We start from the raw sequence: 24,506 nt of genomic DNA on the forward strand, positions 1-24,506 counted from the left end.
GGCGCCGTGCGTCAGTGCGCCGCTTCGTAGGCTTCGAGGACGGATGCCGGAACCCGGCCCCGCTCGGACACCTGATAGCCGTTCTGCTTCGCCCATTCGCGGACGCCGCTGTAATCCTGCTGTCCGCTGCGGCGACGCTTGCGGCCGGCAGACGCGGCGCTCGAGGTCGCGCGGGCGGACGAGACGGCGCGTGCTGCCTTCGTGTAGCGCTCGAGAGCGCCGCGCAGTGCGGCGGCATTCTCGTCGGTGAGGTCGATCTCGTATGCGACGCCGTCGAGCGAGAACAGCACGGTCTCGCCTTCGCCGGCTTCCAAGAGGGTTCCGTCGATGTCGTCGACGAGCTGGTGAACGATTCTGCGGGCCATGAGGGAACAATACGCTGAATTGTCGCGGCAGCCTATTGATGAATTCCGTGGCGGTGGATAACAGCCGTCCCACGAGGAGAATTTCGGGGTCGAGGGAAATTCGGACTCGACTGTCCGGAATGGTCGCGGGCGGCGATACGCCGGATCCCGTGCCCGCGGCGTCCGCCGGCGGAGGTCAGGGAAGGATGCCGGCGCGACGGGCGGTGACGACCGCGGCGTGCCGGGTCGAGGCATCCAGCTTCGCCATCGCGGACTGCAGATACGACTTGACCGTGCCTTCTTTGAGGTCGAGGGTCGCCGCGATCTCGGCATTCGTCGAGCCGAGAGCCGCGCAGGCGAGCACGTCGATCTCGCGCGGCGACAACCGGACGTCGAGCTCGACCGACGGCTCCGATGCGTCGTGCGAGAGCGCGGCCAGCTTCTGCTCGAGGCGGTCCAGGCGCGCGCGCAGGGCGGGGTCGTCGATGATCGCCGCGATGCTGCGCAGCTCGGCGTACGTCTCGCGCAGTTCCTCGCGCGTGGTCGCCGGCATGGCGACCGGTGCGGAGCGCGGGGGAGAGAGGGTCAGTCGCCGTTGAACTTCGTCGCGGATGCGCAGCTCGCTCGACAGCTCCTCCGCGACCGCGAAGGCCGGGCGGGCGACGACGTCGCCGACGGGGGATGCGGCCCACGATCCGCAATAGATGACGCCGCGGGCACGCCCGCCCACCATGACGGGGACGGCGAACAGTGTCGCGATGCCCTCACCGAGGACGGCGCGGTCATAGTCGTGCGTGATGCTGCGTGACGAGCCGTAGTCCAGCGCAAGCCGCGGACGCTTCTCGACGAGCGCCCGCCCGCCGAGACCGCGAGAGGCCTCCACGATGAGCCCCTGGAGGTTGCGGGTGCGGGCACCGTGGATGGACGTGACGTGGATCGCGTCGCCGAGCGCGAGTCCGCCGAAGGCGACCGGGAATCGGGTGCGACGGACGAGTTCGGCCACCGCGTGATCGAGCGCCTGCGCGTCGCCGGGATCCCCGTCGAGCGCGTCCACGACGATGCGGACCCCCGCGCCTGTGCGATCGGGGGCCGGTGCGCGATGTGGGAGAGACGCGCCCACGGCTACCTGCTTCCGGCGTGACGGCGTCCTCGCCGCCCTCTTTCGTAGCGTCGACTTTACCAGTCGGGGGGATCGCCTCCGGCGGACGGACATGTCGTCGACGCGGCTCGCGAGGCCCGCGGGCGTCGCCCTGCCGCGCGGGCCTCGCGGCGTGCGGGCGGCCTACACGCCCGCAGCCTCGACCGGCTCGGTCTCAGTGCGGAACCGGAGTCTCGGTGGCGCCGGCGGTGGTCGGCGCGGCCGGAATGGTGGGCCCCTGCTCGAGGTCGATGAGGAACCGCTTCACGTCGGGTCGCCCGCCGTACTCGCCGAGCGAGCCGTCGGCACGGACGACGCGATGCACCGGCACGACGACCGAGAACGGCGTGGTGGCGCACGCGGTCCCGACAGCGCGCGCGGCGCGGGGGATGCCGGCCGCGATCGCGACCTCTCCGTAGCTGGCGGTCTCGCCGTAGGGGATGTCGCACACGGCCTCCAACGCGGCGAGCGTGAAGCCGCGGACGAGCCGCCAATCCAGTGGCAGATCGAACTCTTCGCGGTCGCCGTCGAAGTATTCGTCGAGCTGCGTCGCCGCGCTCTCGAACACGTCGGCGGCACCCGGGGCGGCGGCTTCCGTCTCGTCATCGGGAACAGGGAGGGCGCGCAGCTGCAGGGCGACGCGCTCGATCTCGGCGTGCAGGGGACCGTCGAAGGGGTGCAGGGTCACGATGCCGTCGTCGGTCGTGACGATCAGGATGTCGCCGATGGGTGACGGGTGGACGCGGTAGCGGGGCGGATCCTCGGGGGTCATGCGACCATCCTGGCGCGGGTCGGGGACGCCGTCGCCGGTGGTCGGCGGGATCTGTGGGAACGACGCGCGGAACGCCCGCGGGGGAGGAGAGGGCGTGGTCCGGGGCCTGTTCCGCGGCGGTCCAATACCGCGAAACTCAGGTCCATTGCAAGAGCCGGGCACACGTCGCCTCTAGGGTGGCACGTGTGTGGCGAGCAGAACGCAGCGCCGTGTTGGGCTCAGGAGATGCCGAGCGCGGGTACGACGTGACCCCGGGTGATCTGGGTCTCGCCGAACCCGACGTCACGGTCGTGCACGTCGCCGAGACCGAGCGCGACCGGCTCCGGCTGCAGTCCGCCGCCCTGGGCGGCCGATCGACTCTGCTGCACTTCGTCGACGGGCAGGATGCCGCGATCGAGATCACGAAGGCGCACCCCGGAAGCCTGCCCCAGTTCATCACCGGGCGGTCGACGCTGCTGTCGAACCTGTTCCGCGACGAGGTCGCGCTGCGCAACGCCCGGCTCGCGGCCCAGAGCATCACCGCGAAGGACCAGGAGCTGCGCACGACCCGCGGTCTCGACACCGTGCGCCTTGCCGTCGGTCTTGCGACCTGGCGCGTCGCCGGGATCACGTGGAGCGCACCCGTGCTGCTCCGCCCGCTCGCGATCCGGCGCCACCACGGCGACTTCGAACTCAAGCTGCACGGGACGTTCGCGGTCAACCCCGAGCTGATCCGCGCGATGCGCACGCACTTCGGCATCATGATCGACGCCGGCGGCCTCGCCGCTCTCGCCTACGAGGGCGGCGTCTTCAAACCGCAGCCGGTGATCGACCACATCCGTGCGCTCACCGCGTCGATCGACAGCTACGCCGTGAAGCCGCGTCTGCTCGTGTCGACCTTCGCCGACGTCGGCGGCGACATGGCGCTCGATGCCTCGGATCTCGACCACCGCGTGCTCAACGCGCTCGCCGGTCACGTCGCCGACCGCGAATCGCTCACGGTCCGCCGGGACGGACCCGTTCCGACGAGCCCCGACGACCGTGCCCCCGCCGCCGACATGCTGCTCCTCGACGCCGACTCCGAGCAGGAGCGCGTGCTCGCTCGGGTCGCCGACGGCCAGTCCCTCGTCATCCACACGCTGCCCGGCACCGGCGGCACGCAGACCGTCATCAACGCCGTGGGCGCGCTCGTGCGAGACGGCAAGCGCGTCCTCGTGGTGAGCGCGCGCCGGTCGACGCTCGACGGCGTGCGGCATCGCCTCGCGGGCATCGGGCTTCCCGGCCTGGCGGTCTCGCCCGACCGACTGCAGCGCGATCTCATCCGTGCGATCGGCCGGAACGAGAAGGCCGAGGCGCCGAAGGTCTCCGACATCGACGACGCGCTGGTGCGGCTGCGGGGCGTGCTCCGGGACTACCGCTCGGCCGTGACCGCCAAGCACCCCGATTTCGACGTGTCGGTGCTCGACATCCTCCGCGAGCTCGCCGAACTCGCCGAGCGGGGCGTCGCCCCGGCGACCGAGGCCCGCTTCGAAGCGGACGCCCTGGCGAGCCTCGCTTCGACGCGGAAGGATGCTGCGGCGAAGCTCTCCGCCGCCGCGCGACTCGGCGAGTTCCGCTTCGGCCCCGACGACTCGCCCTGGTACGGCGTCACGTTCGCGACCGTGGAGGAGGCCCGCGGGGCGCACGCGCTCGCCGGCAAGCTCCACCGCAGCGACGTGCCGACGCTGCTCGAGCGCGGCTACGAGCTCATCGCGCAGACGCGCATGCGCCCGTTCCAGACCGTCGCCGAGCTCGGCGTGTACCTGCGCCTGCTGCGCGGCATCCGCGACTCGCTCGACAAGTTCAGCCTCACCGTGTTCGAGCGGCCGCTGGCCGAGCTCATCCAGGCGCACGCGCCGCGTCGCGACGCGCCGGAGATGAACGGCGCGAACCGGCGCCGCCTCCGCCGCCTCTCCCGCGAGTACCTGCGCCCCGGCGTGCACGTGCCCGACATGTACGAGGCGCTGGTGAAGATCCAGCAGCAGCGCACCGAGTGGCAGCGTTACGTCGACGTCGGCGTGACCCCGGAGGTTCCCCTCGGTCTCGGCGACGTCCAGGTCGCCTGGCAGCGCGTCGACGCCGAACTCGGCGAGGTGGACGCCGTCCTCGGCCGCACCGGCGCCGACCGGCTCTCGACCCTCCCCGTGAAGCAGCTCGTTCGTACCCTCGCCGGCCTCGCCGCCGACTCGGACGTGTTCGACAACCTCAAGGAGCGCGCGACGCTGCGCTCCGAGCTCGCCGCGATGGGCCTCGAGCCGCTCCTTCTCGAGCTGTCGGTGCGCCACGTGCCCGAAGACGAGGTGGCCGCCGAGCTCGAGTACGCGTGGTGGCAGTCCGCGCTCGAGCTGCTGCTGCGCACCGACCGTGCCGTGCTCGGCGCGAACACCGCCGTCGTCGACCGGCTGGAGCGCGACTTCCGGCTCGTCGACGAGGCCCATGCCGCGGCATCCGGTCCGCTCCTCGCCTCCCATCTCGCCACGCAGTGGCGGATCGGGATCGTCGACCACCGCTCCGAGGCCGACGGGCTGAAACAGGCGCTGAAGCGCGGCGCCATCACGCCCGCCGAGCTCGCGGCGGTGGCGCCCACGCTCTCGCGCACGGTGGCCCCCGTCTGGCTGGCCTCGCCCTACGAGGTACCCCGCATCCCCGAGACTGTCGAGTTCGACGTCGTCGTGCTGGCGGATGCCGGGGCCCTGTGTCTCGCCGAAGCCTCCCCGGCGCTCCGCCGCGCGGGGCAGGTCGTGGCGTTCGGCGACCCCGTGACTCAGAAGCCCACGCCGTTCCGCGTCTCGGCAGGGTCCGCGATGTCGGCCGCCGTGCCGCCCCCCTCGATCACCGGCGATGGCGCGCCGGCCGACGCCGATGACGACGAGGCGCCGTTCGACGGGACGAGCGTCTTCGAGCGTCTCGCCGAGCTGCTGCCCGTCGAGACGCTCACCCGCAGCTACCGGGCCGGGGGTGAGGACCTCGCGGCGCTGGTGAACGACGCGTTCTACGGCGGCGAACTCGTGTCGCTGCCGTGGGCCGGCTCGTACCTCGGGCGCGGCAGCCTCGCGGTCGACTACGTCGAGGGCGGCCACGGCACCCCCGACCCGATCACGGGGGCCGTCGAGAGCCCCGACTCCGAGGTCGCCCGCGTCGTGACCCTCGTCGTCGAGCACGCCGTCAATCGGGGCACCGAATCGCTCATGGTCGTCACCGCGAGCGTGCGGCACGCCGAGCGCATCCGCGCCGCCGTCGAGGCGGCGTTCGCCGGACGCTCCGACGTGGCCGACTTCGTCTCGCGCGACACCGCGGAGCCGTTCGCGGTGCTGACGCTCGAGGAATCCGTGGCCGAGAGTCGCGACCGAGTGATCTTCTCGCTGGGCTTCGGCCTCACGAAGCACGGCCGGGTGCTCAGCGACTTCGGCGACCTGTCGTCGCCCGACGGCGAACGGCTGCTCACGGTGGGTATGACCCGCGCGCGGCGGTCGATGGTCATCGTGTCGTCGATCCGTCCGTCGGCCTTCGACGACGGCCGTCTCGAGTACGGAGCCGCGACGCTGATGTCGATCCTGGGCGGCATCGCCGCCCGGTCCCGCGAGGCGCGACTCGAAGACCTCGCCGACCCGCTCACGCGCGCACTCGCCCGGGAGCTCCGCCGCGCGGGCCTGTCCGTCGACGTGCACTACCGCGGCCTGCTGCCGCTCGTCGCGCAGTACGACGGCAAGGCGGTCGTGGTCGAGAGTGACCCCGAGACGATCGGCGAGTCGCTGCGCGAGTCGCTGCGGCTGCGCCCGCAGATCCTGCGGCGCCTCGGCTGGCACTACGTGCGCGTGCACTCGTTCGACCTGTACCGCGACCCGGCCGATGTCGCGCAGCGCATCGCCGCCATGCTGGGCGTGCCGCCCGACGCGCCCCGGGTCGACAACGAGACCCAGCCCATCGATGTCCTCGAGTGACCGGCAGCGGATCGAGCGCGTCAAGGGCGCCCGTCGCGCGAAGCTGACGCCCGCGCCGGGGACCACGGGCGAGCCGATCCCGGCCGACGAGAAGACGGATGCCGCGCCCCCGACGGGCCGCAAGGGCCAGGGGAACGCGGCATCCGATTCAGCAGGTCCGAACGATGAGCGCCTGCGACGCGACGTCCCGCCGCACTACTGAGCGCGGGGCGCGGTGCCCTGCTTCTCGAGGATGTCGCGGATCTGCACCAGGATCTCCTGCTCGGTCGGGAGCTTCGGCTCCTCGTCGGCGGGCGTGATGCCGGCCTTCGCGGCGGCGCGCTCCTTGAGCACGTTCATGGGGTGCACGAAGACGAAGTAGACGACGATCGCGACCGCGATGAAAGCGATCAGCGCGTTGATGAGGTCGCTGATCGGGAAGGTCACCGGGCCCCACAGGCCGTTCACGGTGATGCCGATGGTGCCGTTGGCGTCCGGCTTCCAGACGAGTGCGATGAGCGGGTTGATGATGCTCGAGACGATCGCGTTGACGACTGCCGTGAACGCGGCGCCGATGACGACCGCGACCGCCAGGTCGATGACGTTTCCGCGGAGAATGAATTCCTTGAAGCCCTTGATCACGTGTACCCCCTGGGTGTCGTTCCGCGTCTGGGGCGCCGGAGGATCAGGCTCCGGACGACGCGGGCGAGGCTTTCGCCTCGGTCTTCGATGATGTCGAAGTCGACGAGGACGCGCCACCCGAGGCATCCGTTCCGCCGCCCGATCCCGAGCCCGAGGGCTTGGCGCCCGCGCGGGAGTCGGTGCGGTAGAAGCCCGAACCGTTGAACGTGACGCCGATCGAGCCGTACTCCTTGCGCAGCGGCCCGCCGCACTCCGGGCACTCGGTCAGGGTCGGGTCGGCGAAGGATTGCACGGCGTCGAAGCGGTGACCGCACTGCTTGCAGGCGTAGGCGTAGGTGGGCATGGTTCTCTCGGTTCGGGTGTCAGCGCCGCGTGGGCGCGAGGGTGATGGTGCGCGTGGGTGTGACGACGCCCGTCACGCGCTCGTCGAGTTCGTCGCTCGGCACTTCGTCCACGAACTCGGAGTCGAAGACGACGGCGTAGACGGGAGGGCACCGCTCCATCGACCCGAGGGTCTTGTCGTAGAAGCCGCGTCCCCAGCCGAGCCGCATCCCGGTGCGGTCGACGGAGGCGGCGGGGATGACGAGGAGGTCGACGTCGTTGACCGCGATCGGGCCCAGCAGTTCCCCGACAGGCTCCGGCAGTCCGTACATGCCCTCGGCGATGTCGCCCTCGGGGGTGGCGACCGCCCAGTCCAGCAGGCCGTCGGCCCTGGTCACGGGGAGGAGGACACGGATGCCGCGGCTCACGGCATCCGCCACGAAAGAGCGGGTGCCCGGCTCGGCCGTGGTGGAAAGGAAGCAGGAGATCGAGCGGGCGCCGTGCTCGGCGACGAGGGAGTCGAGCTGCGCGTGGATGCCCGCCTCGGCGGCTTCGCGCGCCTGCGGCGAGATGAGCTGGCGTCGTTCGCGGAGCTCGGCACGCAGCGCGCGCTTGGCATCGGCGGTGGCGTCGGACATGGTGTCGATTGTACGGCGCGCAGTATCGCACACCGTCCGTTCGGGCGAGAAGCCCTGATCGTCGCACCTAGACTCTCAGCATGGCGCACACCTCCATCAAGGCAGTCATCCCCGCTGCGGGCCTCGGTACCCGCTTCCTCCCCGCGACGAAGGCGATGCCGAAGGAGATGCTTCCCGTCGTCGACAAGCCGGCGATCCAATACGTCGTCGAAGAGGCGGCGCAGGCGGGCATCGACGACATCCTGGTGATCATCGGGCGCAACAAGAACGCGATCTCGAACCACTTCGACTCGGTCCCCGAGCTCGAGGAGAAGCTGAAGGACAAGGGCGACACCGACCGCCTGCACCGGGTGCTGGAGTCGAGCGATCTCGCCGACATCCACTTCGTGCGCCAGGGAGAGCCCAAGGGCCTCGGTCACGCGGTGCTGCGGGCCAAGGCCCACGTCGGCGACTCCTCGTTCGCCGTCATGCTCGGCGACGACCTCATCGACGAGCGCGACGAGCTGCTCACCACCATGATCGCGGAGCACGAGCGCACCGGAGCCGCGATCATCGCCCTCATGGAGGTCGACCCCGAGCACATCCACCTGTACGGCGTCGCGTCGGTGGAGTCCACCGACGGCAACGGCATCGTGAAGGTCAACGGGCTCGTCGAGAAGCCCCGGGCGGAGGACGCGCCGTCGAACTACGCGGTGATCGGCCGTTACGTGCTCTCGCCGAACGTGTTCGAGATCCTCGAGCGCACCGAGCCCGGCAAGGGCGGCGAGATCCAGCTCACCGACGCCCTGCAGGAGCTCGCGACCGACCCCGATGGCCCCGGCGTCTACGGCGTGGTTTTCCGTGGCCGTCGCTACGACACCGGCGATAGGGTGGATTACATCAAGGCCATCGTGCAGCTGGCGGCCGATCGCGAAGATCTCGGTCCCGCACTGCGTCCCTGGTTCAAGGATTTCGCGGCGAACCTCTGACGCCGCCCGTTCGAGGGGGTCTCGTGGATCTGTCGGCTCCCCGCAGGCACGGCTCGGTGGCGATCCGGCTCGTCCGCCAGCGCGACGCGCGCCTGCTGCAGAACGAGCTGCTCTCGAACCGCGGCTGGCTGCGCCCCTGGGAGGCGACGAGTCCCGATGGGCCGGTGTCGTTCGACATGCGCGTCGGCATCCGCCGGCTGCTGCAGCAGTACCGTGACGGCGTCGGCGTGCCGTTCGTCATGGAGTCCGACGGTGAGGTCGCGGGCCAGCTGAACGTGTGGGGCATCGCCCGGGGCTCGCTCGCGTCCGCCACGATCGGGTACTGGGTGAGCGAGCGGTTCGCCGGGCGCGGCATCACTCCGACGGCGGTGGCCCTCGCGACCGACATCTGCTTCTCGGAACTGCGGCTGCACCGCATGGAGATCTGCATCCGTCCCGAGAACCGCGCCAGCCTGCGTGTGGTCGAGAAGCTCGGCTTCCGCTACGAAGGGCTGCGCCGCCGGTTCATCCACATCGACGGGGACTGGCGCGACCACTACGCGTTCGCCCTCGTCCGAGAGGACGTCCCCGAGGGCGTGCTCCAGCGCTGGGTGTCGGGTCGTGTTCCTCAGGATGCGGCCACGGTTCCGCCCGCGGACCGGCTGCACGCCTAGGTCGTCCGGTTGCCGTTCTCCACCCCCGATGGCGGGCCGCCGCGCATCGCCGTGCCTGAAACGCGAGATAATCCGTCTTGCGTGACACGCGCGCGGATGTTCGGGACACCGCCGTCCGGTCGCTTACCGTGGTGACCATGGGCGGGCAGGTGTGGGGTGGGGGAGTCATTGTTCTCGTCGCCGTGGCCTTGTGGCTGGTGTACCTGCTGCCGTCATGGCACAGTCGCCGCCAGTTCGACGCGGCCGAGCGCAACGCCGTCCGCCTGAATCAGGCACTCCGGGTGCTCGCCGAGACGAGCGAGACCCCCGAAGAGGTGCGGCTCGAGCTCAACGCCCGCACGGCGGCCGCACAGCAGAAGCTCGCGAAGCGGGCCCTGGCCGAGCGCGAGCATGCGGCTCTCGAGGGCGCCCGCGTCGATCTCGAGATCGCCAAGGGTGAGCGCGAGGCCGCGGAGGCCGCCGCCCGCCTCGGCGTGGAACGCGCACGCACCGACCGGGTCGCCGCGGAGGCCGCCGCGCGCGTCGATCTGGAGCGGGCACGTGCCGAGCGTGCGCAGGCTGCCGCCGCCGCACGCTCCGACCTCGCGTCGGTCCGTTCCCTTCCGGTGGCGCGTCGTGCGCGCGCACGACGCTGGTTCCGCCTCGCAGCGACGTTCGCGGGCGTCATCGGCCTCGGGATCGCCGTGTGGGGGGTGTACGAGACCATCACCGCCGGCGCGCAGACCCTGATGTGGGCCGGAGTCGGCCTGGTGGCGGCATCCGGTCTCATCCTTCACCGTCTCTCCCGCGTCGCCGCACGTGCCGTTTCGCGGGCGACGGATGCTGCGCCCCGCCGCATCGCGGAACTGCAGGATGTGGCCCTCGAGCGCGAGCAGCGCGAGTGGGCGCCCCGCGACCTTCCCCGTCCGCTCACGGCGTCGGCGGGTTCGCGGGCGGCCGCGGTGCTGGACGGCGAAGCCGCTCGCGCGGCGCTCCGTCAGGCCGCCCTCGAAGAGGCCATGGCGGCTCGTGCGGCGGCGCAGCAGCCGCCGTCGATCGACGTCGCGCGGACCGCGCGGACGGCCTCCGTCGAGTCCGAATACGCCCGCATGGGGTACGTCGACGACGCCGAGATCGAGGCGCACGTGCGGCAGTTGCTGACCCGTCGCGCGGCCGGCGAATAGGCCTCTCGCGGGGCCTCGGCGATTCGGAGCGGGTGTCGAACCGTGATAGTGTTTTCGAGGTTCAAGGGCCTGTAGCGCAGTTGGTAGCGCGCCTCGTTCGCATCGAGGAGGTCAGGGGTTCGATTCCCCTCAGGTCCACCGAGAGAAGGCCCCCGCAACGCGGGGGCCTTCGGCTTTTCCTTCCTGTCCAGGCAGGCTGCGGGCAGTGTGGGCGCCGAGTCATCTGACGACCTGAGTCCTGTTGCGCCACCCCCGAGACGTGCGCCAGGGTGGGAGAGGCGCCCGCCGGGGGAAGGCGGCGTCCGTTGCTCGAACGATGGGGGCCATGCCGTGCCGAAATCCGCTGCTCGCCCGACCGTGTTCGCTCTGTCGCTCGTGGTCGCGCTGACCGCGGGGCTGGCCGCGTGCGGGAGCCCAGAGCCCGACGCCGCCCCGTCGGCGACAACCGAACCGGGCGCCCTGGCTGTCGTCGAGGACGGGCTCGGCGACGAGGTCGGCGATGCGCTCGGCGCGGCCGCCACAGAGGCGTTCGACGGTGTCAGCGCCCCGGGCGCCGTCATGGCCATTCGCACCCCCGAGGGAACGTGGGCGGCGACGATCGGCTACCAGGACTGGGACAAGACGATCCCGATGACCGCGGACGTCAACCAGCGGGTCGGCAGCGTCACGAAGACCTTCACGATCACCGCGTTGCTGCAGCTCGCCGAGCAGGGCGAGCTCTCGCTCGACGACCCCATCGAGATGTACATCCCCGGCATGCCCAACGGCGACGCGACGCTGTACGACCTCGCCTCCATGCGCAGCGGCATCCCGTCGTACACCTTCGACCAGTCGTTCCAGGACACGCTGTTCAGCGACCCGAACCACGTGTGGACGCCGCAGGAGCTGGTCGACCTGGTCAAGGGGACCGAGCCGATGTACCCGCCGGGGTCGATGACGTTCTACTCGAACACGAACACCGTGCTCCTGGGCATGGTCATCGAGAAGGTCACCGGCAAGCCCATCCAGGACGTCATGCGCGAGCAGATCACCGAGCCGCTCGGGTTGTCGGCCACCTTCTTCCCGACGGACGCCTCGTTCCCCGACCCGCACGCGCACGGGTACACGACCCAGGGGACCGACGACAACCTGCCGGTCGAGGCCACGGACTGGAACCCGTCGTGGGGCTGGTCGGCGGGCGCGATGATCTCCGACCTCGACGACCTGCTGACGTGGGGCGAGGCGCTGGCCACGGGGGAGGGCATCCTGTCACCGGAGTGGCAGGCGACGCGCCTCGACTCGTTCGACTTCGACATCCCGGTCTACCTCGGGCCCGACAAGGAAGCTCCGCAGTCCGAGGCGCGGGCGTATGGGCTCGGGCTCGGCCTCGCGCTCGGCTGGTACGGCCACACCGGCGAGCTCATGGGATACAACACCGTCGTGCAGCACCACGCCGAGTCGGGGACGACGCTCATCGTCATGGTCGACAGCGACATCAAGTCGGGAGAGTGCCCGGCTGACGCACCGACCACGCCCGGGGGCCGCACGACCGGCCCTTGCGAGGACCCGGCCGTCCACATCGCCAACGCGCTCGCCGACGCCGCGGGCCACTCGCTGGTCGAATCCGGCAACTGACGCCGACACGGCGCCGGCGGGTGGGCCGCCGATGCCGTGGCCGCGACTTCTCGAGCCGCCCGGAAGCCTCAGTCGGGAACCGCCTCCGCGGCCGCACGCGCGGCAGCGGGCAGCGCGTCGACGATGCGCGACACGGCGGTGTCGTCGTGCGCGGCCGACACGAACCAGGCCTCGAACACCGACGGCGGCAGCGAGACGCCCTGGGCGAGCATCGCGCGGAAGAACGGCGGATAGCGGAACGCCTCCTGCGCCTTCACCGTGTCGTAGTCCGTCGGCGCCTCGCCCGCGAACTGGATCGAGAACAGGTTGCCCGAGCGCTGCACGACGTGCGTGACGCCGGCTTCTTCGAGGGCGGATGCTGCGGCATCGGCGATCGTCGTCGCCGCGCCGTGGATGCGGGCATACGCGGCGTCGTCGAGGTGGTCGAGGGTCGTGCGCCCCGCGGCGACGGCGAGCGGGTTCCCGCTCAGTGTGCCGGCCTGATACACGGGTCCGAGCGGCGCGAGCAGCTCCATGAGTGCGGCGGAGCCGCCGATCGCGGCGAGCGGGAGCCCGCCGCCCACGACCTTGCCGAACGTGATGAGGTCGGGCGAGAACGGCACCGGGTCGATGCCGTACCACCCGGCGGGCCCGACGCGGAAGCCGGTGAGCACCTCGTCGAGGATCAGCAGCGCCCCGTGCTCGTGCGCGATCTCCGCGAGCGCGGCGTTGAAGCCGTGCGCCGGCGGGACGATGCCCATGTTGGCGGGCGCGGCCTCGACGATCACCGCGGCGATGTCGTCGCCGCGCGCCTCGAACACCTCGCGGACGGCGTCGAGGTCGTTGTACGCGATGACCAGCGTCTGTGCGGCGATCGGGGCGGGAACGCCCGCGGAGCCCGGCATCGCGAGCGTCGCGACGCCCGACCCCGCCTCTGCCAGCAGGCCGTCGGAGTGCCCGTGGTAGTGCCCGGCGAACTTCACGATGAGGTCGCGCCCGGTCGCGCCGCGCGCGAGGCGGATCGCGGTCATCGTCGCCTCGGTGCCCGTGGAGACGAGGCGCACGCGCTCCACCGGCTTCGCCGCGCCGTCGCGCGCGACGCGCGCGGCGATCAGCTCGGCCAGCTCCGTCTCGCTCGGCGTGCTCGCACCGAAGCCGAGGCCATGGGCCGCGGCATCCTGAACCGCCTTCACGACGGCGGGGTGAGCGTGCCCGAGGATCGCGGGACCCCACGAGCCGACGAGGTCGACGTATTCGCGCCCCTCGACGTCGGTGACGTAGGGGCCGGATGCCGAGACGAAGAAGCGCGGCGTCTCGTGCACCGAGCCGAAGGCGCGCACGGGCGAGTTCACGCCACCCGGCATGGCGCCGCGGGCGCGGGCGAATTCCTGTGCGTTCGTCGTCATCGGATCCACTCCGCAAGCTCCAGGGCCCAGTAGGTCAGCACGGCGTCGGCGCCGGCGCGGCGGATGCCGATCACCGACTCCTCGATCGCGCGGCGGCGGTCGATCCACCCGTGGGCGGCAGCCGCCTCGATCATGGCGTACTCGCCCGACACCTGGTAGGCCCAGACGGGGACGGGGCTGGTCGCCGCGGCGTCCGCCAGCACGTCGAGGTAGCTCATCGCGGGCTTGACCATCACGATGTCGGCGCCCTCGGCGATGTCGAGGTCGAGCTCGCGTGCACCCTCGCGGCGGTTGGCCGGGTCCTGCTGGTAGGTGCGGCGGTCGCCCTCGAGCGACGACTGAACGGCCTCGCGGAACGGACCGTAGAACGCCGACGCGTACTTCGCCGCATAGGCGAGGATCGGCGTGTTGCCGTAGCCCGAGTCGTCCAGCGCATCGCGCACGGCGGCGACCTGGCCGTCCATCATGCCCGACAGACCGAGCAGCTGCGAGCCTGCCTCTGCCTGGGCCACGCCCATATCGCGGTAGCGCTCCAGGGTCGCGTCGTTGTCGACGTAGCCCTTCGCGTCGAGCACACCGCAGTGACCGTGGTCGGTGAACTCGTCGAGGCACAGGTCGGTCTGCACGACGACCGCGTCTCCGGCCTCGGCGACGGCGATGCGCGTCGCGACGTTGAGGATGCCGTCGGGATCCGTCGCGCCGGAGCCCACCGCGTCCTTGTGCTCGGGCACGCCGAACAGCATGATGCCGCCGATGCCGGCGGCCGCGGCATCCGCCACCACACGCTTGAGGCTCTCGGTCGAGTGCTGCACGACGCCCGGCATGGACGAGATCGGCACCGGCTCGCTCGCGCCCTCGCGGACGAAGAGCGGCAAGATCAGCTCGGCCGGGTGCAGGCGCGTCTCGGCGACGAGGCGCCGCATCGCGGGGGTCTGGCGCAGGCGCCGCGGTCTGTCCACGGGGTAACGGGGGTCGCGGGGGCTGGCCCCCGCGGGATAGTCGCGGGGGTCGCGGGGGCCGGCCCCCGCGGGATAAGCGGAGTTCACGGGCGTTCTCCCGTCAGGCCGGCGGCGCCGGCATCGAGCAGTTCACGGGCGACGGATGCTGCGACCTCGCGCGACGGATCGCCCTCGTCTTCGGGCCACACGGTGGCGTGCGACGAGGTGAGGGTCGTCGCGCCGTCGAGGCTGTACACGCTCGCCGAGAGCAGGAGCAGCCCGGCGTCGACGACGGCGCGCGCCCCGACCGGAGCGGAGCAGCCGGCCTCGAGGAGGGCGAGCACTTCGCGCTCGGCCTCGACGGCTGCGCGGGTCTCGGCGTGGTCGAGACGATCGACGAGGTGCTCCTCGCCGCGGCGCACCTCGACCGCGAGGGCGCCCTGACCCGGGGCCGTCGGCCAGCGGTCCGCGTCGAGGAACTCGGTCACGACATCGGTGCGGCCGATGCGGGTGAGGCCGGCGGCGGCCAGGATGACGGCGTCCAGCTCTCCGCTCGTCACCTTGCCGAGGCGTGTGTCGACGTTGCCGCGGATGTCGACGACCTCGAGGTCGGGTCGACGGGCTCGCAGCTGCGCCATACGGCGCGGGGACCCGGTGCCGACGCGTGCGCCGGCGGGGAGCTCGTCGAGCTTCAGCCCGTCGCGGGCGATGAGCGCGTCGCGCGGGTCTTCGCGCGCGGGCATGGCCGCGACGACGAGCTGCTCGTGGGGAGCGGTCGGGAGGTCCTTGAGCGAGTGGACGATCACGTCGCACTCGCCGGCAAGCAGCGCATCGCGAAGCGCGCCGGTGAAGAGCCCGGTGCCGCCGGCGCGCGACAGCGGCTCGTTGGAGCGGTCGCCGTCGGTCGTGATCGTGACGAGCTCGGTCGTCACGCCGTACGCGTCGGCGAGGTCGTCCGCCACCATGCCGGTCTGCGTCAGCGCGAGCGTGCTGCCGCGGGTGCCGATGCGCAGCGTGGTCACGCCAGCACCTCGGCGATCTCGTCGAGGCCGATGCGGCGTCCGGTGTAGAACGGCACTTCCTCGCGCACGTGGCGACGCGCCTCGGTCTGGCGGAGGTCGCGCATGAGGTCGACGAGCTCGACGAGCTCGGGCGCCTCGAGGGCGAGGATCCACTCGTAGTCGCCGAGCGCGAACGACGCGACGGTGTTGCTCAGCACGCTGCGGTGCGCGGCGCCCTTGCGGCCATGGTCGGCGAGCATCTGGCGGCGCTCGTCGTCGGGAAGGATGTACCAGTCGTACGACCGCACGAACGGATAGACCGTGAGCCACGCCTCGGGATCCTTGTCGCGCATGAACGCGGGCAGGTGGCTGGCGGTGAACTCGGCGTCGCGGTGCACACCCATCGCGTTCCAGACCGGCACGAGCGAGGCGAGCGGCTCCGCGCGACGGAGCGTCCGGAGAGCCGACTGCAGCACCTCGGGGGCGATGCCCACACCCGTGAGCCAGATCATGAGGTCGGCGTCTGCGCGCAGGCCCGACACATCGTAGAACCCGCGGACGGTGACCCCGGATGCCTCGACCTCGGCGACCGCCGCAGTCAGGTCGCCGGCGGGGGCGGGCGCAGAGGCGTCGCGGCGGAAGACGGCCCACAGGGTGTAGCCGAGGGTTTCAGTGGGGGAGTTCGCCGCGACGTCGGTCATGGTTCCATCCTTTCACCCCCTGCGTGCGAGGTTTCCGGGAGCGCCCCCACAACCCTTGTTCGTTCGTCACAGATGTACGTCATTTCCGGGAATGCGCGTACATCTGTGACGAACGAACGAACGAGGAGGGACGGGCGCAACAGAGACGGCTGAACGCGGGCGCAGTCAGCGGGCGAGGAGCTCTGCCGCCGTGCGCTCGGCGTGGGCGACGATGCCGGCGAGGCCGGAGCCCGCGACCGTCTCGCCGACGACCGTGAGACCGGAAGGAACAGTGGATGCTGCGGCCGGCCGCACCCAGAACACTTGGGCCGCGTCGACCACGACGGGCAGCCGCACCCCCAGCAGCGTCTCGGCGTCGGCACGCGCGGCAGCGACCGGGTCGCCGGGTGTCTCGTCGTAGGAGAGCCGGACCACGTGGCGCCCCCCGGCGGCCTCGCGGAGCCACTCCCACTTCGCGGTCGCGTGGGTGAGGGCGCGAGCGCCCACCGGGGCTCCGGCGGCGACGAGCAGTCCGGTGCCTCGGGGCGCGGCATCCAACTCGTCCTGCTCCACCACCAGCGTCACGAGGTCGATGCGACGACCGGGCGCAGCAGGGGTGGCCACGCCTGGCGCGGCCACGACGACGGTGCCATCGAGAGCGCCGAGAGCGCCGAGGTCGCCGACCCGCGTTCCGAGGCGGATGTCGCCCCCGCGCCGCGCGAGGTCGTCGGCGAGGGCGGGGACGAGTCGGTTGATGCCGCCGCGGATCCCCGCGACCGCGGCGCCCGGCGGAGCGGCGGCACGCAGGCGCGCAACCGCTCCGCTGAGCGAACCCGCGCTCACGACGGCGTCAGCGAGCCCGGGGTGGGCACGCGCGACCGGGAGCAGGTCGGGGTGCTGAGAGTGCACGCCGTGCACGACGGGCGCGACGAGCCGGTCGAGCACCTCGGCGCCGAGACGCTCCCGCACGAGCGGACCGAGCATCGCGGGCACGTCGCCGACGGGCCGTGCGTCGAGCGCGACGGCTCGTTCCGCCGCCGCGAGTCCGACCACTCGCACGACGTCGTCCGCGAGGGGGTCCGCCGGAATGCCGAGCAGCGCGGTCGAGGGCAGGGGGACGGCCTCGCCCGTGACGGGCTGCAGCCAGGCGGGTCCCGGAGCAGGAGCGACGATGTCGCCGGCGAGGTCCAACTCGGCCAGCAATGCCTCGACCGCGCCGCCGCGGACCGCGAAGCTCTCGGCCCCGGCGTCGAGCGCGAGTCCTCCGACCTCGTGCCGTGCGACCGTGCCGCCAAGGTGATCGGACGCCTCGAACACCGTCACCGCGGCGCCCGAGGCCGCCAGCCGGCGGGCGACGACGAGCCCGGCGACCCCGCCGCCGACGACGCTGAAGTCAGCCATTCGCGTGGACGAACTCCACGATGCGCGTGAGCACGGTCGGGTCGGTGTCAGGCGGGACGCCATGCCCGAGGTTCACGACGTGGGCACGGGCGGCGCGGCCGCGCTCGAGCACGTCGAGGATGTGCGCCTCGAGCACCGGCCACGGGGCGCGCAGGAGCGCCGGGTCGATGTTGCCCTGCACCGAGACGTCCGGGCCGAGACGGCGCACCGCCTCGTCGAGCGGGAGACGCCAGTCGACACCCACGGTGTCGACGCCGACGTCGCGCATCGCAGCGAGCAGTTCGCCGGTGCCGACGCCGAAGTGCACGAGGGGCACATCGAGGTGTCGCACCGCGTCGAGCGCCAGGGCGGAGAACGGCGCGACGTGCTGCGTGTAGTCGGCGAGGCTGAGCGAACCCGCCCACGAGTCGAAGAGCTGCCCGGCCGACGCGCCCGCCTCGATCTGGGCGGCGAGGAACTGCCCGGTGATCCCGGCGCACCACGTCAGCAGCGCCGCCCAGGTGTCGGGGTCGGAGTGCATGAGCGCCCGCGTCTTCAGCTGCTCCTTCGACGGGCCGCCCTCGACGAGGTACGACGCGAGCGTGTACGGAGCACCGGCGAAGCCGATGAGCGGCGTCGTGCCGAGTTCTTCGACCGTGAGCGCGACCGCGTCGCGGATGGGGGCGAGCGCCGCAGGGTCGAGCGGGGGCAGGGACGCGACATCCTCCGCCGTCCGCACCGGGTTCTCGAGCACCGGGCCGCGACCCGCGACGATGCGCACGTCGACGCCCGACAGGCGCACCGGGATCACGATGTCGCTGAAGAAGATGCCCGCGTCGACGCCGTGCCGGCGCACCGGCTGCAGCGTGATCTCGCTGGCGAGCTCGGGATTCAGGCAGGCGTCGAGCATGTCGGTGCCGACCCGCAGCTCGCGGTACTCCGGCAGCGATCGGCCCGCCTGACGCATGAACCAGACCGGCGTGCGAGCCGGCCGTTCGCCCCGATAGGCGCGTATCAGCGCGGGGGGATCGTTTCTCTGAAGGACGGAAGGGTGAGAGTCATGCAACGACACACGTTAAGATTAGGTCTGTGCTCCTCTGTCTGACCGCGAACCATCGGAACGCGAGCCTCGACATCCTGGAGCGTCTCTCTGTGGGGGCGCCCACGGCGACGCGCGCCCTCGTGGACGACGAGATCTTCGTCTCCGGCGCCGTCGTGCTCGCGACCTGCAACCGGTTCGAGGCCTATCTCGACATCGACGAGCCGCTCACGGGCGGCGAGGCGGTCGCTGCCGAGTCCGTCATCGAGGCGATGGCCGACGCATCCGGCGTGTCCGTCGATCTGCTGCGCGCGTCGGTCGCGGTTCATCAGGGGGCGGATGCTGCGGCCCACCTCTTCGCCGTCACGAGCGGCCTCGAGTCGATGTCGGTCGGTGAAGACGAGATCTCGGGTCAGGTGCGTCGCGCTCTCGACGCCGCCCGCGCCGACGGCATGACGTCGAGCGAGCTGGAGCGCCTGTTCCAGAAGGCCACCCACACCAGCCGGGGCGTCCGCAACCGCACCCAGCTGCGCGGAGCGCACCGTTCGCTCGTGCGCCTCGCCCTCGAACTGGCGTCGAGCCGCGTCGCCGAGTGGTCCGTCGCGAAGATCGTGCTCGTGGGCACCGGAAAGTACGCCGTCCGCACGGTCGAGGCGCTGCGCGCCCGGGGCGCCGGCGACATTCACGTCTTCTCGCCGTCCGGTCGCGCCGAGGCGTTCGCCGCGCAGCACGGGCTGATCCCCGTGTCGGACTTCGCGGCCGCCGTCGCCGAGGCCGACGTCGTCATCACCTGCACGGCGGACGCCGTCGTGCACGCGGACGCGTTCACCCCCGGACGACGCGTGCTCGTGATCGACCTCGGGCTCCCGCGCAACGTCGACCCCGCCGTCGGGGCGGTCGAGGCGGTCGAACTGCTCGATCTCGAGACCATCCGCCTGCACGCGCCGCTCGCCGAGTTCAGCGCCCACGCCGACGCGCGCGCGATCGTGGGCGACGCGGCCACCGAGTTCCATGCCGACCGCGAGGCCGGCCCCGCGATCACCGCGCTCCGCGGCGACGTGCTGAGGATCGTCGACGCCGAGATCGCCCGAGCGCGCTCGCGCGGCGCGGGCGATGACGTCGAGGCGGCGCTGCGCCACCTCGCGGGCGTGCTGCTGCACCAGCCGTCGGTGCGCATCCGCGAACTCGCGGTCGAAGGCCGCATCGACGAGGCGCGTGCCGCCCTCGAACTGCTCCACGGCCTGTCGATCGAGGCGCCCGGCGCCGCAGACGACGACGGCCTCTGGGCCACCGCCTGATCCCCACGTCCGGGTAGGCCGCTGGAGGAGTCCCTCCGCTCTCGCCTCCACCGCGCCCCGCAGCATCCGTGCGATGTCATTCTAAAGAGGTCTTGCGAAAGGAATCTTTAGAATCTAAAGTCGTCGCCATGACCACCGACGACCAGCCGTTCCCGCGATCGGCGCGCCGTGAGCGCATCACCGATCCCGAGCGCATCCGGGCGCTCGCGCACCCGGTGCGGATCGCATTGCTCGACTACCTGGGCGACGTGGCGGAGGCCACGGCGACGGAGTGCGCCGAGGCGCTGGGGGAGTCGGCCGCGAGCTGCTCGTTCCACCTGCGGATGCTGGAGAAGTACGGCTATATCGAGCGGGCGGAGCGGCGCGGGCGCGAGAAGCCGTGGCGGGTGAAGGTCGCGGACTTCGACATGAGGCCCGATCCGGCGGTGCCCGGTTCGCTGCTCGCGGTGCAGGCGGTCGCGTCGATGGGGCTCGAGTCGGAGTTCCTCCGCGCGATGGACTGGTTCGCACGCATCGATCGCGAGAGCGACGAATGGGTGCAGGCGACGACGTTCACGCGCTCGTCGTTCTGGGCGACCGCGGAAGAGCTCGCACAGCTCAGCCGCGATGTGCAGGAGATCACCGACCGGTTCGCGGGCCGGCACACCGATCCGTCGAAGCGGCCGCCGGGTGCCCGCTACTCCCGGTTCTTCGCCGTGGTGAACCCCGAACCGGAGGACGAGAAGTGACCGCCGGCACGGAACGCGGAGTCGGGCGCGGTCCGGTCGCATGGTCGGCGCCGGGGTTTCCGCGGCTCGCGGCGGGCTGGGTCGCGACCAACCTGGGCGACAGCGCCCTGTTCTTGATGGTCGCGGTCTGGGTGAAGGAGCTCACCGGATCGGACGTCGCGGCCGGCTTCGTCTTCGTCGCGCTGGGTCTGCCGGCGATCCTCGCGCCCTTCATCGGGATGCTCGCCGACAGGATGCCGCGGCGCCGCCTCCTGGTGCTCAACAACGTCGCGCTCGTTCCCCTCGTGCTGTCCCTGCTGCTCGTGTCGGGCACGGCGCAGCTGTGGCTCGTGTACGCCGTCGTCTTCCTCTACAGTGCGGCCGGCTACGTGACGGCGTCGGCGCAGTCGGGCATCATCCGCGCGATGCTGCGCGACGACCAGCTCGCATCGGGCAACGGCGTGCTGTCGACGATCGACAACGGGCTGCGTCTCGTGTCGCCGCTCATCGGCACGGCTCTGTACGTCTGGCTCGGCGCACCGGCGGTCATCGTGCTCACCGCGGCGTGCTTCGCCGTGGCTGCCGTCATCGTCGCGGGACTGCCGGTCGGCGGTGCGGCTCCGGAGCGGGAACCCGGGCGCGGCTACGTCCGTGAGCTGGTCGCGGGTTTCGAGCAGCTCTTCGCCCCGCAGAGTCTCCGGGTCATCACGATCGCCGCGGCGATCGGCTTCGGTGCGACCGGACTGCTCAACATCATCGTGTTCCCGGCCCTCGATGCGATGCACGCCGACCCCGTCGCGATCGGGGTGCTCGTCCCCGTCCAGGGCGCGGGCGCCGTGCTCGGCGGGCTCCTGTCGGCGACCGTCGTGACCCGGTGGGGTGAGGGGCGGTCTGCCGCCCTCGGGCTCCTTCTCCTCGCGGTCGGCAGCGTGCCGTTCGCCTTCGGCTCGGTCGTTCTCGGCGGCGCCGGCATGTTCGTGATGGGGATCGGCATCCCGATCACCGTCGTCGCCTTCTCCACCCTCCGCCAGCGCCTCACGCCCGACGCCCTGCAGGGCCGCACCGGCGCCGCGGCCAACGTGGTCGTGAACCTGCCGCAGACCCTCGTATCGATCGCGGGTGCGGGACTCCTCCTCGTCGTCGACTACCGCGCGCTCATCTGGTTGGCTGTCGGGGCCGTGCTGATCGGCGCGGCGACGGCGCTCCGGGCGCGCCGCACCGTCGCCGTCGCGGCGGCGCCGGGGGAGTGAGCGCTGCGGCTCCGATCGTCCGGCTCAGGTGAGCTCGTGCAGGAGGAACGCGCCGAGGAAGCCGATCGTCGCCCACAGGCCGGTCAAAGCCTGCTGCTCGTCGAACGCCTCAGGGATCATCGTGTTGCACACCATCGCGAGGAGGCCGCCGGCGGCGATCGTCGTGATGAGGGCGATGAGGTTCGGCGACGCCGACTGGAAGGCGACGTAGCCGAGCACCGACGCGATGACGGTGATCAGCGCGATCCCGCTCCACAGCAGGGCGACGTATCTCCCGCTCGAGCCGCCGCGCTTGAGGGCGGCGGTCGAGCCGAGTCCCTCGGGGAAGTTGCTGATGGCGATCGCCGCGACGATCGGGATGCTGATCCCGCCCTGAAGGACGGAGAGGCCCATGACGATGGATTCTGGGATGCCGTCGATCAGAGCGCCGACCGCGATCACGAGCCCCGCTCCGCTCACGGCCTGTGCCCCGGCACGGCGGGCGACGATGTTCGCGGAGATGTCGTCGCCGTCGGAGAACTCGACGCTCGCCGAGACGGCCGTCGAAGACGATCCTGCCGCGCCGACGGCGGCCGGCTGCTTGCTGCGTCGGGAGATCAGCTGGTCCGCGACGATGTAGATGATCGCGCCGCCGAGGAACCCCACGGTGGTCGGGACCAGCCCACCGTCGGCCGCGGCCTCTTCGACGAGCTCGAACGCCAGCGTCGAGATCAGTACGCCCGCGCCGACCGCCATGATCCCCGCGACGATGCGCTGGGGGATGTCGACGAACCACGCGACGGCGGCGCCGACCAGGAGCGTTCCGCCGCCGATGAGGCCGCTCAGCGCCGCGAGCCAGAGTCCCTCCATGGCGCCAACCTAGTGGCGAGGACCACGGATGCCTCGGCGAAACGCGTTCGCCGAGGCATCCGTTCTCGCGTGCCGAGGCGTCAGGCGGTGGCGGTCTCGCGGGAGCGGAGGTCTTTGCGGAGGATCTTGCCGGACGTGGACTTCGGGATCGCCTCGATGAACTCGACGCGACGCACCTTCTTGTGCGGGGCGACGTGCTCGGCGACGAAGGCCATGACCTCGTCCTCCGTGAGGCCGGAGTCGGGGGCGGCGACGATGAAGGCCTTGGGGATCTCCTGCTTGTCGTCGTCGAGCACGCCGATGACCGCGGCATCCATCACCTTCGGATGACCGAGGAGGAGCGCCTCGAGCTCGGCGGGAGCGATCTGGTAGCCCTTGTACTTGATGAGCTCCTTGACCCGGTCGACGATCGAGAAGTAGCCGCCCTCGTGGTAGACCGCGATGTCGCCGGTGTGGAGGAATCCGTCCGCATCGAGCGTCTCGGCCGTCGCCTGCGGCTGGTTCAGGTAGCCGAGCATGACGTTGGGTCCCTTGACCCAGAGCTCGCCCGCCTTCGTGACGCCGTCCGGGCCGAGCTCGGTGATCTCCTCGCCGGTCTCGGTGTCGATGAGCTTGTTGAGCGTGTTGGGCAGCATCACGCCGACGGAGCTCACCGGGATGTCGTAGCGGTCCACCGGCATCGCGTGCGAGACGGGGCTCAGCTCGCTCATGCCGTATCCCTGCATCATGCGCGCGTTGATGCGTCGCCCCGCCGTCTCGGCGGTCTCGCCGTCGAGCGGAGCCGCTCCTGAGAACACGGTGCGGACGCTCGAGATGTCGAACTGGTCGACGATCGGGTGCTTGGCCAGCGCGACCGCGATCGGCGGCGCGATGTACAGGTAGGTGCACTGGAACTTCTGGATGTTCGTGAGGAACTCGACGAGGTCGAACTTCGGCATCGTCACGAGGCTCGCGCGCTGGCGCAGCGCGAGGTTGAGCAGCACCGTCATGCCGTAGATGTGGAAGAAGGGCAGCACCGCCAGCACGCGGTCGGTCTCGGCGAGGTCGAGCGCGACGCGGCACTGCGCGACGTTCGCGACGAGGTTCTGGTGCGTGAGCATCACGCCCTTGGGAATGCCGGTCGTGCCCGATGAGTAGGGGAGCACCGCGATGTGCGTCGCCGGGTCGAACGAGACGTCGGGTGCGGGCGCGCCCTCGGTGAGCAGCTCCCGGAGGTTCGGGTGACCTGAGGCGCCGTCGAGCACGATGACGCGTTCGTGAGGGATGCCGACGGCCTCGGCGGCGGCCTGGGCCTGGGGGAGGAGCGGGCTCACGGTGACGAGCCAGGTGGCCCCGGCATCCCGCAGCTGCTTCTCGATCTCGCCGGCCGTGTACAGCGAGTTGACGGTCGTCACGGTGGCGCCCGCGCGCAGGATGCCGTGGAACACCGTCGCGAAGGCGGGAACGTTGGGGCAGAGGAGCCCCAGCACGGTCCCGACGCCGACGCCGCGGGCGGCGAGCGCGCCCGCGAAGAGGTCGATCTGCCCGCGCAGCGCGCCGTACGTGGTTTCGGCCCCGGTCGCGGGATCGATGAGCGCGATGCGCCCCAGCTCCTCGTCTCTCAGGCTCGCGAAGAGGTAGTCATAGACGTCGAGTTCGGGAATCTCGATATCGGCTTCGGGACTGGTGAACACCGGATCTCCTTCGATCGGGCGGCATGACGGTCGTCGTCGGCGGGCTGAGCCCGGCCGTGCGACCATCATGCCATCCGCATCGAGGATTGTGGAACGCGATTCCGCAATCGGTGGG

The 24,506-nt window shown here is 71.4% G+C and carries 23 protein-coding genes and 1 tRNA gene; 10 read left to right on the top strand and 14 right to left on the bottom strand.

Features of this window, described 5'->3' with window-relative positions; translation table 11 throughout:
* Positions 1 to 11 precede the first annotated feature (11 nt).
* The 3 genes from ACFC1K_RS17320 to ACFC1K_RS17330 form a co-directional block, all read right to left on the bottom strand.
* Positions 12 to 365, bottom strand: a complete 354-nt coding sequence (locus ACFC1K_RS17320; RefSeq protein ID WP_310292251.1) for an Lsr2 family protein — start codon at positions 363 to 365, stop codon at positions 12 to 14.
* Between the two features lie 175 nt (positions 366 to 540).
* A complete protein-coding gene (locus ACFC1K_RS17325) occupies positions 541 to 1,404 on the bottom strand; it encodes a LuxR C-terminal-related transcriptional regulator (RefSeq protein ID WP_310292310.1) in 864 nt (287 codons plus the stop codon).
* 253 nt (positions 1,405 to 1,657) lie between these two features.
* Positions 1,658 to 2,254 (bottom strand): methylated-DNA--[protein]-cysteine S-methyltransferase, encoded by a 597-nt coding sequence (locus tag ACFC1K_RS17330; protein ID WP_375872553.1) that lies wholly within the window; start codon positions 2,252 to 2,254, stop codon positions 1,658 to 1,660.
* A 176-nt stretch (positions 2,255 to 2,430) separates the two neighbouring features.
* Between ACFC1K_RS17330 and ACFC1K_RS17335 the strand changes: the two genes are divergently transcribed.
* Together ACFC1K_RS17335 and ACFC1K_RS17340 are read left to right on the top strand one after the other, a co-directional pair.
* The gene (locus ACFC1K_RS17335) at positions 2,431 to 6,213 is read left to right on the top strand and encodes an AAA family ATPase (RefSeq protein ID WP_375872554.1); all 3,783 of its coding nucleotides are present in this window, start codon (positions 2,431 to 2,433) and stop codon (positions 6,211 to 6,213) included.
* Entirely contained in the window at positions 6,200 to 6,415 is a 216-nt protein-coding gene (locus tag ACFC1K_RS17340; protein WP_375872555.1) for a hypothetical protein, read from the top strand. Before ACFC1K_RS17335 ends, ACFC1K_RS17340 begins: the two co-directional genes overlap by 14 nt.
* Here the strand turns inward: ACFC1K_RS17340 and mscL are convergent.
* Genes mscL through ACFC1K_RS17355 form a run of 3 tightly spaced genes read right to left on the bottom strand, consistent with a single transcriptional unit; the run spans position 6,409 to position 7,793 of the window.
* On the bottom strand, positions 6,409 to 6,834 hold the full coding sequence (gene mscL, locus ACFC1K_RS17345) for a large conductance mechanosensitive channel protein MscL (protein WP_375872556.1): 426 nt from the start codon (positions 6,832 to 6,834) through the stop codon (positions 6,409 to 6,411). The two genes, ACFC1K_RS17340 and mscL, sit on opposite strands and share 7 nt — an antisense overlap.
* A 43-nt stretch (positions 6,835 to 6,877) precedes the next feature.
* Positions 6,878 to 7,177, bottom strand: a complete 300-nt coding sequence (locus ACFC1K_RS17350) for an FmdB family zinc ribbon protein (protein WP_310292243.1) — start codon at positions 7,175 to 7,177, stop codon at positions 6,878 to 6,880.
* A 19-nt stretch (positions 7,178 to 7,196) separates the two neighbouring features.
* Positions 7,197 to 7,793: a 5-formyltetrahydrofolate cyclo-ligase gene (locus tag ACFC1K_RS17355; protein WP_375872557.1), complete on the bottom strand. Its 597-nt coding sequence runs from the start codon at positions 7,791 to 7,793 to the stop codon at positions 7,197 to 7,199.
* An 80-nt stretch (positions 7,794 to 7,873) separates the two neighbouring features.
* On the opposite strand from ACFC1K_RS17355, the gene galU reads away from it, so the two are divergent.
* The 5 genes from galU (at position 7,874) to ACFC1K_RS17380 (ending at position 12,191) form a co-directional block, all read left to right on the top strand.
* Positions 7,874 to 8,761, top strand: a complete 888-nt coding sequence (gene galU, locus ACFC1K_RS17360; RefSeq protein WP_310292240.1) for a UTP--glucose-1-phosphate uridylyltransferase GalU — start codon at positions 7,874 to 7,876, stop codon at positions 8,759 to 8,761.
* Positions 8,762 to 8,784: 23 nt separating this feature from the next.
* Positions 8,785 to 9,414 carry a GNAT family N-acetyltransferase gene (locus tag ACFC1K_RS17365; RefSeq protein ID WP_375872558.1) on the top strand — a complete coding sequence of 210 codons (630 nt, stop codon included), beginning with the start codon at positions 8,785 to 8,787 and terminating at the stop codon, positions 9,412 to 9,414.
* Between the two features lie 137 nt (positions 9,415 to 9,551).
* Positions 9,552 to 10,577, top strand: coding sequence for a large exoprotein (locus ACFC1K_RS17370; RefSeq protein ID WP_375872559.1), 1,026 nt, complete (start codon positions 9,552 to 9,554; stop codon positions 10,575 to 10,577).
* Between the two features lie 65 nt (positions 10,578 to 10,642).
* A tRNA-Ala gene (locus ACFC1K_RS17375) sits at positions 10,643 to 10,715 on the top strand.
* Positions 10,716 to 10,907: 192 nt separating this feature from the next.
* Positions 10,908 to 12,191 carry a serine hydrolase domain-containing protein gene (locus ACFC1K_RS17380; protein ID WP_375872560.1) on the top strand — a complete coding sequence of 428 codons (1,284 nt, stop codon included), beginning with the start codon at positions 10,908 to 10,910 and terminating at the stop codon, positions 12,189 to 12,191.
* Between the two features lie 68 nt (positions 12,192 to 12,259).
* On the opposite strand, the gene hemL is transcribed toward ACFC1K_RS17380, so the two are convergent.
* The 6 genes from hemL to hemE form a co-directional block, all read right to left on the bottom strand.
* Entirely contained in the window at positions 12,260 to 13,576 is a 1,317-nt protein-coding gene (gene hemL / locus ACFC1K_RS17385; protein ID WP_375872561.1) for a glutamate-1-semialdehyde 2,1-aminomutase, read from the bottom strand.
* Positions 13,573 to 14,535 (bottom strand): porphobilinogen synthase, encoded by a 963-nt coding sequence (hemB, locus tag ACFC1K_RS17390; RefSeq protein ID WP_375872562.1) that lies wholly within the window; start codon positions 14,533 to 14,535, stop codon positions 13,573 to 13,575. The genes hemL and hemB overlap by 4 nt, the downstream gene beginning before the upstream one ends.
* A gap of 83 nt (positions 14,536 to 14,618) precedes the next feature.
* Positions 14,619 to 15,536, bottom strand: a complete 918-nt coding sequence (hemC, locus tag ACFC1K_RS17395; RefSeq protein ID WP_375872563.1) for a hydroxymethylbilane synthase — start codon at positions 15,534 to 15,536, stop codon at positions 14,619 to 14,621.
* On the bottom strand, positions 15,533 to 16,216 hold the full coding sequence (gene hemQ / locus ACFC1K_RS17400; protein WP_310292225.1) for a hydrogen peroxide-dependent heme synthase: 684 nt from the start codon (positions 16,214 to 16,216) through the stop codon (positions 15,533 to 15,535). The genes hemC and hemQ overlap by 4 nt, the downstream gene beginning before the upstream one ends.
* Before the next feature lie 165 nt (positions 16,217 to 16,381).
* Positions 16,382 to 17,596 (bottom strand): protoporphyrinogen/coproporphyrinogen oxidase, encoded by a 1,215-nt coding sequence (locus ACFC1K_RS17405; RefSeq protein ID WP_375872564.1) that lies wholly within the window; start codon positions 17,594 to 17,596, stop codon positions 16,382 to 16,384.
* Complete coding sequence (hemE, locus tag ACFC1K_RS17410) at positions 17,589 to 18,647, bottom strand: uroporphyrinogen decarboxylase (RefSeq protein WP_375872565.1); 1,059 nt, start codon at positions 18,645 to 18,647, stop codon at positions 17,589 to 17,591. The genes ACFC1K_RS17405 and hemE overlap by 8 nt, the downstream gene beginning before the upstream one ends.
* A gap of 17 nt (positions 18,648 to 18,664) precedes the next feature.
* Between hemE and ACFC1K_RS17415 the strand changes: the two genes are divergently transcribed.
* The 3 genes from ACFC1K_RS17415 (at position 18,665) to ACFC1K_RS17425 (ending at position 21,869) form a co-directional block, all read left to right on the top strand.
* On the top strand, positions 18,665 to 19,912 hold the full coding sequence (locus ACFC1K_RS17415) for a glutamyl-tRNA reductase (RefSeq protein ID WP_375872566.1): 1,248 nt from the start codon (positions 18,665 to 18,667) through the stop codon (positions 19,910 to 19,912).
* Positions 19,913 to 20,040: 128 nt separating this feature from the next.
* Positions 20,041 to 20,640 carry an ArsR/SmtB family transcription factor gene (locus tag ACFC1K_RS17420; protein ID WP_375872567.1) on the top strand — a complete coding sequence of 200 codons (600 nt, stop codon included), beginning with the start codon at positions 20,041 to 20,043 and terminating at the stop codon, positions 20,638 to 20,640.
* Complete coding sequence (locus tag ACFC1K_RS17425) at positions 20,637 to 21,869, top strand: MFS transporter (RefSeq protein WP_375872568.1); 1,233 nt, start codon at positions 20,637 to 20,639, stop codon at positions 21,867 to 21,869. Before ACFC1K_RS17420 ends, ACFC1K_RS17425 begins: the two co-directional genes overlap by 4 nt.
* A 24-nt stretch (positions 21,870 to 21,893) precedes the next feature.
* Here ACFC1K_RS17425 and ACFC1K_RS17430 read toward each other — a convergent pair whose 3' ends face one another.
* Entirely contained in the window at positions 21,894 to 22,718 is an 825-nt protein-coding gene (locus ACFC1K_RS17430) for a ZIP family zinc transporter (protein ID WP_310292213.1), read from the bottom strand.
* An 80-nt stretch (positions 22,719 to 22,798) separates the two neighbouring features.
* A complete protein-coding gene (locus ACFC1K_RS17435; RefSeq protein ID WP_375872569.1) occupies positions 22,799 to 24,391 on the bottom strand; it encodes an AMP-binding protein in 1,593 nt (530 codons plus the stop codon).
* Between the last annotated feature and the right edge of the window lie 115 nt (positions 24,392 to 24,506).

The organism is Microbacterium sp. NPDC056057 (genome assembly GCF_042266945.1).
Lineage (GTDB): Bacteria > Actinomycetota > Actinomycetes > Actinomycetales > Microbacteriaceae > Microbacterium > Microbacterium trichothecenolyticum_C.